Source organism: Aerococcus sp. HMSC23C02, assembly GCF_001806805.1.
GTDB lineage: Bacteria > Bacillota > Bacilli > Lactobacillales > Aerococcaceae > Aerococcus > Aerococcus sanguinicola.
The window spans coordinates 232,646-241,434 of record NZ_KV786060.1 but is presented as its reverse complement, the minus strand read 5'-3'; the positions used below and the strand labels follow the sequence as shown (position 1 = coordinate 241,434).

8 protein-coding genes are annotated in these 8,789 nt (G+C 49.9%); 7 read left to right on the top strand and 1 reads right to left on the bottom strand.

Annotated elements, in window-relative coordinates:
* Positions 1-182: 182 nt before the first annotated feature.
* Positions 183-1,640 (bottom strand): NCS2 family permease, encoded by a 1,458-nt coding sequence (locus HMPREF3090_RS07825; RefSeq protein WP_067976568.1) that lies wholly within the window; start codon positions 1,638-1,640, stop codon positions 183-185.
* A 141-nt stretch (positions 1,641-1,781) separates the two neighbouring features.
* Here HMPREF3090_RS07825 and HMPREF3090_RS07820 point away from each other — a divergent pair, with 141 nt between their 5' ends.
* The 7 genes from HMPREF3090_RS07820 (at position 1,782) to proS (ending at position 8,643) form a co-directional block, all read left to right on the top strand.
* Positions 1,782-2,354, top strand: a complete 573-nt coding sequence (locus HMPREF3090_RS07820; RefSeq protein ID WP_070486411.1) for an SGNH/GDSL hydrolase family protein — start codon at positions 1,782-1,784, stop codon at positions 2,352-2,354.
* A gap of 76 nt (positions 2,355-2,430) precedes the next feature.
* Positions 2,431-3,738: an alpha-amylase family glycosyl hydrolase gene (locus tag HMPREF3090_RS07815; protein ID WP_067973919.1), complete on the top strand. Its 1,308-nt coding sequence runs from the start codon at positions 2,431-2,433 to the stop codon at positions 3,736-3,738.
* Between the two features lie 18 nt (positions 3,739-3,756).
* Positions 3,757-4,551, top strand: coding sequence for a Cof-type HAD-IIB family hydrolase (locus HMPREF3090_RS07810; RefSeq protein ID WP_067973924.1), 795 nt, complete (start codon positions 3,757-3,759; stop codon positions 4,549-4,551).
* 578 nt (positions 4,552-5,129) lie between these two features.
* Complete coding sequence (locus tag HMPREF3090_RS07805; protein ID WP_067973928.1) at positions 5,130-5,771, top strand: NUDIX hydrolase; 642 nt, start codon at positions 5,130-5,132, stop codon at positions 5,769-5,771.
* Between the two features lie 19 nt (positions 5,772-5,790).
* Positions 5,791-6,363, top strand: a complete 573-nt coding sequence (locus tag HMPREF3090_RS07800) for an ECF transporter S component (RefSeq protein WP_067973932.1) — start codon at positions 5,791-5,793, stop codon at positions 6,361-6,363.
* A gap of 28 nt (positions 6,364-6,391) precedes the next feature.
* Positions 6,392-6,922 (top strand): acyl-CoA thioesterase, encoded by a 531-nt coding sequence (locus HMPREF3090_RS07795; RefSeq protein WP_070486409.1) that lies wholly within the window; start codon positions 6,392-6,394, stop codon positions 6,920-6,922.
* Positions 6,923-7,191: 269 nt separating this feature from the next.
* A complete protein-coding gene (gene proS / locus HMPREF3090_RS07790; RefSeq protein WP_067973935.1) occupies positions 7,192-8,643 on the top strand; it encodes a proline--tRNA ligase in 1,452 nt (483 codons plus the stop codon).
* The last annotated feature ends 146 nt before the right edge of the window (positions 8,644-8,789 follow it).

Sequence of the window (8,789 nt, the reverse complement as noted above, 5' to 3'; positions counted from 1 at the left end):
TCGCTCTTATCCTTACTTGCTCCAATCATCCAAGTCTAACCGCCAAGTCTCACACCCTTATTAGTCGGGTTCGCAGTTGCAGACTTGAAGTGACTTCACCCAATCGGAACGATCGGCTAAAGCCGTTCTTATCCGCTTGGGCTCCAGCCATTCAAGTCTAGACGCAACTGCTCGCACCCTTATTAAAGATAGGCCATGATGATATAGTTAAGGATAAAGAGGAGGCTGGCGCCCCAGATGACGGGGTGGACTTCTTTAGTGCGTTTGGTTACGGTCATGGTCAGGCAGTAGAAGATAAAGCCGGCTGCAATCCCGTTAGAGATGGAATAGGAGTAGCCCATGAAGACTGAGGCGAAGAAGGCTGGGACGGCGATGGAGAAGTCGCCCCATTCGACTTCGCGGAAGGATGACATCATGAGGACGCCGACCAGGATCAGGGCAGGGGCCGTAGCGGAAGCTGGCACCAGACCGATGAAGGGGGCGATGAAGATGCAGAGGAAGAAGCAGATACCGGTGGCTAGGCTGGTTAAGCCGGTCCGTCCACCTGCTGCGATGCCGACCGAACTTTCGGCGAAGACGGTGGTGTTGGAGGTCCCGAAGATGGCTCCCATGGAAGTCCCTACCACGTCGCCGAAGAGGGCCTTGTCCAATTTTGTATTGGACCGGGTGTCCAGGTTATCGATATCTTCCTTGGAGAAGATGCCTGTAGCCCGCCCGGTGCCGATAAAGGTCCCGATGGTATCGAAAATATCGGACAGGCTGAAGGCGAAGATGGTCACTAGGACCAAGGGTAGGCGGCTGGGGTCAGAGAAGAGGGAGAGGAGCCCTTCTGAACCAAAAGCAGCCCCAAAAGTGATGCCGAGTTCCTTGAAGGAGTTAGCTAAACCCGCTTGGGCAAAGTCTACCTGCTGGAGGAGCGAAGGGTCAATAATCAGTTGGAGGGCAGTGGTTGCTACAATCCCGATTAAGATCGCCCCTTGGATGTTCTTAGCCATTAAGATGACGGTCAACACTAGGCCGAAGAGAGCTAGGAGGGTTGAGGGCTCGGTAAAGGTTGCGATTTGTGGTAAGGTTGACCCGTTGCTTGAGATCGCTTGAACCCCAGCCTCATAGACTTGCTGGCCAGCGTCATAAGGAGCGCCGTTAATCTGCGTGATGGCAGCCGCATCGGCTTGGAAGTGGATCAGGTTGGCTGACTTCACTCCGATATAGGCGATGAAGACCCCGATCCCTCCAGAAATGGCATGTTGGATAGATTCCGGGATGGCGCTAATAATCACCCGGCGGATATTGGTCACGGTGATGGCAATATTCACCAAGCCACAGATGAAGACCATAGCTAGAGCTTCCTGCCAGGTGAAGCCCAGGCCCATGACCACGGTGAAGGTGAAGAAGGCGTTCAGCCCCATACCGGGGGCTAGGGCGTAGGGCACATTGGCGTAGAGGCCGATGAAGAGGGTAGCGATACCGGAAGCAAAAAGGGTTGCCAGAAAAACCCCTTGGTAGGGCATCCCCGTTTGTGACAGGATAGCCGGATTCACGAAAATAATATAGCTCATGGCGAAGAAGGTGGAAATACCTGCCATGATTTCGGTTGACAAGCTCGTGTGATTGGCTTCTAGTTGAAAGAATTCTGTAATTTTATTAGTCACAATGATTCTCCTTATTACGAATTTACTAATGAACGTCCTTATTATAGCGGACAAAGGAGAAAAAATAAAGGTAATCGCGAATATTTATATTTATAAAACTTATTAATGTTCGTCATTAGGAGGGTTACAATGAAAGAAATCTTATCTTTGGGGGATAGTTTGGTCGCTTGTGGCCGCAATCCCGATGATTTGACTAGCCTGGGGCATGGTTTTGTAGGTGTACTGGCTAAAGACCAGGCAAGTTATCGTTTTTTAAATGGTGGCTACAATGGGGCCCGTTTGGTTGATGTGAACTTTTATCTGTTGGAGACACTGGCAGGCTGCCAGAATTTGGCGGGAATCATTCTTTGGCTTGGGATCAATGGCCTGGGGCGCCAGCTGGGGACTTCGGACGACGAATGGAACAATTTTGTATTATCTTGGCAGGACCAGTATGGCCGCCTGGTCACTTTATTACGGGCACAGCTTGGTCGGAATCTTCCTATCTTACTTTTAGCCCCTGTTGCTGTCCGAACTGAGCCGCGCCTGCTCGATTTGGTCCAGGCTGTCCGAGACCTGGCCTCCTCCAAGCACTTGACCTTTGTAGATCCCAATCGATGGTTGATACCGGAAGATTTTATGCCGGATGGGATCCACCTCAAGGGGCGAGGCCAGGAGAAGGTCGCAGCGCACTTAAGGGACTGGGTCTCGCACTTAACTTAAGGCAAAAATATGCTAAAATATAAAATAGAATGAATACGAGCTGTTTAAGCGGCTGCTACTGAGATAGGAGGACGGTATGGCGAAGGTAACGAACTTGACGTTGAGACACCAACTCATTTACCAAGTCTATTTAAGAAATTACAGCCCAGAAGCTAGCTTTAAAGCTTTAGAAGCTGATTTGGACCGTTTGAAGGACTTAGGCGTCGATTTAATTTTACTGTCGAGCATTTTTCCAAGCCAGCAAGAGACGGAAGGAGAGGGAGATAGCCTCTTCGTCCAAAGTTTTGATGAAATCGGGACAGAGTATGGCAGCATGGCCGACTTTGAGGATTTGGTCCAAGCTGTCCGACACAAGGGGATGAAGCTGCTTTTGACCATGGAAATTGTGGCCCTAGCTATGGATGCTCCCTTGGTTCAAGAACGCCCTGACTTTTTCTTGCAGGGACTGGATGGGAACCTGTACAGCCGGCTTCCAGAAGCAGCCCCTGTTTATGACTTGAACTTCTCCAATCCTAAGATGTGGGATGCATTGATTGAGCGAATGAAGTATTGGGCCCATTATGTGGATGGTTTCTATATTCCTCATGCCCAATTGATTCGCTCCGAATTCTTCTCCTCGGCCCGGGCAGAGGTAGGGGATGTCCACCCTTACTTCTACTGGTTAGGCGGCCAGATGTCGGGCTCGGAACTCCTTGACCTGCGCCTGCAAAATATCGACTTTGAAACAGAAGGAGAGATGTACAGCAACTTCGATGTCCTGGACATCCGCCCCCATGCTGGCCTTCTGGAACGTTACTATGACGGCTTGATGGACTTAGCCAATGTTGCCTTCCTGTTGAATATGCGTACCCTAGTCACTGCGTCAACCAGTGTCTTAAATCGGGGACTTGAATTAGAGGTGGGCCAACGTATCGCAACCAGAGTAAAAAATCATTGCGAGTTAAGGAACTGGACAGCCTTTTCTTTCTTCCGTAAGGGCATCGCCCAGCTGATGATGGGTCAAGAGTACGGGACCAAAGAACGGATCCCGATCCACGAAAAGAAAGCTATTACTTGGGATAAGCCCTATGATCTGACAGCGATGATTCGCCAGCTCATGCAATTGAAGAAGCGGGAAGTCTTCAAGTCGGGCTACTGTTTCCACCAGGCAGCGAGTGATGACTGGCTCTTGGTGAGCTATCACTTTTATAACCAGCACGTTTTTGGCCTCTTTAAATTGAGAGGGGATACGAATGATGAGATTGAAGTTGAACTAGGGATTCCTGAAGGTAAATATGCCAATCTCTTAGGGGAGGGGCACTATGAAGCCAAAGAAGGACGAATTCATGTGACAGAAGGACCAATTATTATCTCCTATGATGGGGATATCCGAGTACCGCGCTAATAGAGAAGGAGATGCTTAATGTATAAACTTGCTGCTTTTGATATCGATGGCACCCTAGTAAATGATGAGAAAAAAGTTACCGAATCAACCCTCAGAGGCTTAGCCTACCTCCAAGACCAGGGCGTTCATGTGGCGATTTCTACGGGCCGCCCCCTCAAAGGTGTCCACAAGGTCCTTGACCAGATCGACCAGGACTTGGTAGACTATGCTTCTTGCTTTAATGGCAGTGTGATCTACAACCTTAAAGAAAACCGCATTATTTTTGAAAGCTATTTAGAAGTTAGTCAAGTCCATGAAATTACCCGCTTTGCCTTGGACCACGGGATGGATGTCCACGGTCACAGCGACAGTCAGGTCTTGGTACACCGCGACCCTATTGATCAATATGTGGGTGTTGAATCGGGTATCCTCGACATGCCGATCGCTCAGTTAGACTTCCTAGCTGATGATGTTCACTTCCCTAAGTTGATGATTACAGGAGCAGCTGAACGCGTCCTTGAAATTGAAGGAGCAATTCCGAGCGACTGGTACCAACGCTACAATATCGTCAAGAGCGAACCCTACTATCTCGAATTCAACCCTAAAGAATCCAGCAAGGGCCTGGCCCTCGAACACCTCTGCGGTATTTTAGACGTCGACCAGTCCCAAAGCATGGCCTTCGGAGACCAAGAAAATGACCTCTCCATGATCGAATGGGCAGGCTGTGGCATCGCCATGGGCAACGCCATCCCCGCCCTCAAAGACATCGCCGATTACGTCACCCACGACAACAACACCGACGGCATCGAACACGCCGCCAAAACATTGGTGTAAAAAGGGTGTGAGACTTGGCGAGAGAAAATGCAGCTCTCGCTTGCAGAATGCCAGCCTGCTTTTGGCGGCTCTTTGTGCAGATAGCAGCTGTCATTTTGCGCTCAGAGGGATCCGAGTGCAAATAGAAGAGTGCAATCTGCATTCAGCGGCTCTGAGCGCAAATAGAAAATCACAGTTTTCGTTCAGCGGCTCTGAGCGCAAATAGCAGCTCGCAATTTCCCTTCATAAGTCCTGTCTGCAAATAGCCGGGGTCTATTTGCATTCGAACATCTTATATGCAAATAGAGCGGGGAAGACCTGTAACCTGTGCCAGGAAAGCTGGCCAAGTTCCAAATAGGGGCCTGGAGTGTGTGTCGGCAAGCCCCAATCCTCAATCGAAGACCTGGAGTGTGTGTCGGCAAGTTCCAATCCTCAATCGAAGGCCTGGAGTGTGTGTTGCCAGCGTTCAACTTCCAAACATGACCTTGGAGTGTGGCTTGGCAAGTTCCAATCCCCAAACAAGCCCTTTGATTGTGTATTGCCGTCCCCTACCCCCTAACCCTCAGTCCAAGAATCAAAAACAAAGGAGGAGCTTTAGCTTGCTCGAGAAAATTTACCATATTTTTCAGTCTTATGAAGCCCAGCCTCTAGGGATCAATAAATATTATGCGGTCTTAATTCCCTTGCTTGTCATTGATGAAGAGCTCTATATTCTCTATGAGAGTCGGGCGGCCGGCATTTCCCAGGCGGGGGACACGTCTTTTCCTGGCGGTCGGGTCGAGGAGGGCGAGAGCTTTAAGGAGGCCGCGATTCGTGAAACAGTGGAAGAATTAGGCTTGACTCCCGATAAAATTGCGCTTTTGGGTGAGATGGATTATGTTGTGGAGCGCGACCGAGTGATTGCTTGCTTCGTGGCCCAATTGAACATTGATAGCTTGGAAGACTTAGCAGTCAACCCGGATGAAGTGGCCTATCCTTTCTTGGTGCCCTTCATGAAACTCTTCCGCCAAGAAACCAAGACCTACACCTTTAGCCATGAGCTCCAGATCGACGCGGACTTTCCCTACGAGAAGATTCCTGGGGGCAAGGCCTATCCTTTCCGCAATCGCCAAGTAACGGACCAGGTGCCCTTCTATGATGTGGATGATGAGGTTCTCTGGGGCTTAACTGCCCGGCTCACCGAACGCTTGATGGATATTGTCCGAACGGGCGAGGCCGATATTTTTTCTGGAAAGCTTTGATTAGACTGAGGAGACACTAATGCACGAAAAAAAAGTCTACCGCCTAGCTATTGTCAGCCTGCTAACGGCTGTCTTGTTGCTACAAACCTTTATCCCTTGGCTGGGCTATATTCCTTTAGGGCCTATTAGTATTACCATTGTTCAAATTACCGTCATGCTGGGGGCCAGCCTCTTCGATAAGCAGGTGGGAACCATGCTAGGAGGGATTTGGGGTGTCCTGGCTTGGTTGCGCCATCTGGTTCAACCGACCGTGGTTTCGCCGGTCTTTATTAATCCCCTAGTTTCGGTCCTGCCCCGGCTTTTGACCGGTTTTTTGACGGCGGTCTTAGCCAGCTACTTGAGGAAAAAGTTCTCTGGACGCTGGGTTTATGCCTTGATTGGGGCTGTGGGCGCCCTTTGTAATACGGGGCTCGTGATGGGAGCTATCTACCTCTTTGCCCGGGCGGCCTATGCTCAGGCCTTGGGAGTGAGTGAAGCGGCCATTCTTCCCATTATCTTAGGGGTGGTCCTGACGAATGGTCTGGCTGAAATGCTGGCCTCTGCCCTGGTCTTGCCCCTGCTCGCCCAAGCCCTTCAAAAAGTACTCAAATAAAATTCTACTGAAAAAGGAAGCGATTGTAATGAAACACTGCAAGGAAACGCGTGTTGTCCAAACCCACCGCATTATGCCCCAAGAAACCAACAGTTTCGGCAATATGTTTGGGGGCCAGCTTTTGTCCCTCGTTGACAATAGTGCCTCCGTCTCGGCATCGAGAATGTCGCGGACAGTTGTGATGACGGCAGCTATGGATAAGATGAACTTTCTTGCGCCCCTCCCCGAAAATGATTCCGTCTGCGTGGAGAGTTTTGTCTCTGGAGTGGGCAAGAAGAGCTGCGAGGTTTTTGTCAAAGTCCTTGGGGAACACTTAGCCACGGGTGAACGTTATATTGCGGCGACTTCATTTATGACCTTTGTCGCGATTACGGATGACCCTGATTTTCGCATGCCTGAGATCGTGGCGGATAGTGAGGAAGAGGCCATGATCTGTTCGGGCTATGACCAACGCCGGCAGGAACGTCTCAGCCAGCGCCAGGCCGACCAAGCCCTCCACGAGAAGTTGACCAAGCAAGTCTTCTGGTTGGACGAGGACTACTACAAGTCCGGAAATTAGAGTTGACTTTCTCTAGAAATTCGGTCACAATAGAAGCAAGCTGCAGACCAGTAGTGTTGCTATGGGTGAAGAGAGTGTTTGGTGCTGGGAAAACACCCCCTCTGGCAAGATGAACCTCCTGCATGTTACTGGCTTGGAAACAAGCTACGGGGGCGCCCCGTTACGGCGCAATGAGTGAAGTGATAAACTTAACGAAGGTGGTACCGCGGATTTTCCGTCCTTTTAGGATGTGGGAATCTGCGTTTTTTTATGGAGAAAAGGAGAGACAAATGAGTCAAGAAGAAACAAACCTACAACAAACAGATTTTTCCAAGTGGTACTTACAAAGTATTCAGAAGGCAGACCTTTTTGCCTATGGGCCTGCCCGGGGGACCATGATTTTCAAGCCCAATGGTTATTTCTTATGGAAACAAATTAAAAAAGGCCTGAATGACCAATATGAAGCGAGTGGGGTTGAAGAGGTTTACTTTCCAATGTTGATCCCGCAAAGCTTCTTTGAAAAGGAAGCGGACCACGTGGAAGGCTTCGCCCCTGAACTGCCTTGGGTGACGAAGGCAGGGGACGAAGAGTTAGAAGAACCGCTAGCCCTCCGTCCAACTTCAGAGACCCTCTTCGGCAATGCCATGAGCGACTGGATTAATTCTTACCGCGACCTGCCGATGGAACTCAACCAATGGGCCAATGTCTTCCGCTGGGAGAAACGGACCTTCCCCTTCCTGAGAACGTCTGAATTCCTCTGGCAAGAAGGCCACTGTGCCTATGCGACAGCTGAAGAAGCCCATGAGCGCGTCCTCCACTTCTTGAAGATTTACCAAGATGTCGTGGAAGATCTCCTGGCCATGCCAGTTTACACAGGGGAGAAGACCCCTTCCGAACGCTTTGCTGGCGGGGACAATACCTATTCGCTCGAAGCGATGATGAAGGACACGAAGGCTGTTCAAGCTGCGACTTCTCACTTCTTAGGAACAAACTTTGCTGAAGCCTTCGACATCAAGTTCTTAAATGAAGATAATGAACATGTTCACACTTATACCTCCTCTTGGGGCGCTTCGACACGCTTGATCGGGGCGATGATTATGACCCACGGCGACGAAAGAGGGGTTGTCTTCCCACCTAAGATGGCACCTGTCCAAGTGGCCCTCCTGCCAGTCGGCAATCTGAAGAAGAACCCACAAGTCCTAGAGAAATTGCGTGAAATCGAAGAGGAACTGAAGGCAGCGGGCTTCCGCGTTAGCTTAGATGATTCCAACAACTCACCTGGCTACAAGTACAATGAAGTTGAAGTGAAGGGAGTTCCACTCCGTCTCGACTTTGGCCCTCGTGATATGGAAAACAACAGCTGCATGATCAAGATGCGCGACCAAGAGGACAAGGAATCTGTTGCTTTAGAAGATCTCGTTACAACGGTCCAAGACAAGCTAGACGCTATGCAGACGCGCCTTTACGAAAAAGCCGACCAATTCCGTAAGGCCAACGAGCACTATGATATCGACACTATGGAAGACCTCCAAGCCCACCTCGACAAGTGCCATGAAGAAGGCCAATACCCAGGCTGGGTGCTAGCTGGTTGGGACGGCACGGAAGAATCCGAAGCTGCGGTTAAGGAAGCCACAGGTTTTACCACCCGGAACATTCCTTTCCACGCTCCTGTTGAAAAAACTGTCGACCTTTACTCAGGTAAACCTGCTAAATACACAGTTTGGTATGCCCGTGCTTATTAATTAGAATCTAGAAAAACTGAAAGCCAGCAAAACACTCTTATTGGGGTATATTGCTGGCTTTTTTTGGTTTTTAAATTTCGCTAAATTATGTAGGTGCGCATCCGTTTCGCTTTTGAATTTGATCGTTGAAGAGCCATGGCACCGGC

Excerpts from the sequence above, each read along its gene's own strand:
- HMPREF3090_RS07820 (WP_070486411.1), top strand. The coding sequence starts at position 1,782 with ATGAAAGAAATCTTATCTTTGGGGGATAGTTTGGTCGCTTGTGGCCGC.
- HMPREF3090_RS07815 (WP_067973919.1), top strand. The coding sequence starts at position 2,431 with ATGGCGAAGGTAACGAACTTGACGTTGAGACACCAACTCATTTACCAA.
- HMPREF3090_RS07810 (WP_067973924.1), top strand. The coding sequence starts at position 3,757 with ATGTATAAACTTGCTGCTTTTGATATCGATGGCACCCTAGTAAATGAT.
- HMPREF3090_RS07800 (WP_067973932.1), top strand. The coding sequence starts at position 5,791 with ATGCACGAAAAAAAAGTCTACCGCCTAGCTATTGTCAGCCTGCTAACG.
- HMPREF3090_RS07795 (WP_070486409.1), top strand. The coding sequence starts at position 6,392 with ATGAAACACTGCAAGGAAACGCGTGTTGTCCAAACCCACCGCATTATG.
- proS (WP_067973935.1), top strand. The coding sequence starts at position 7,192 with ATGAGTCAAGAAGAAACAAACCTACAACAAACAGATTTTTCCAAGTGG.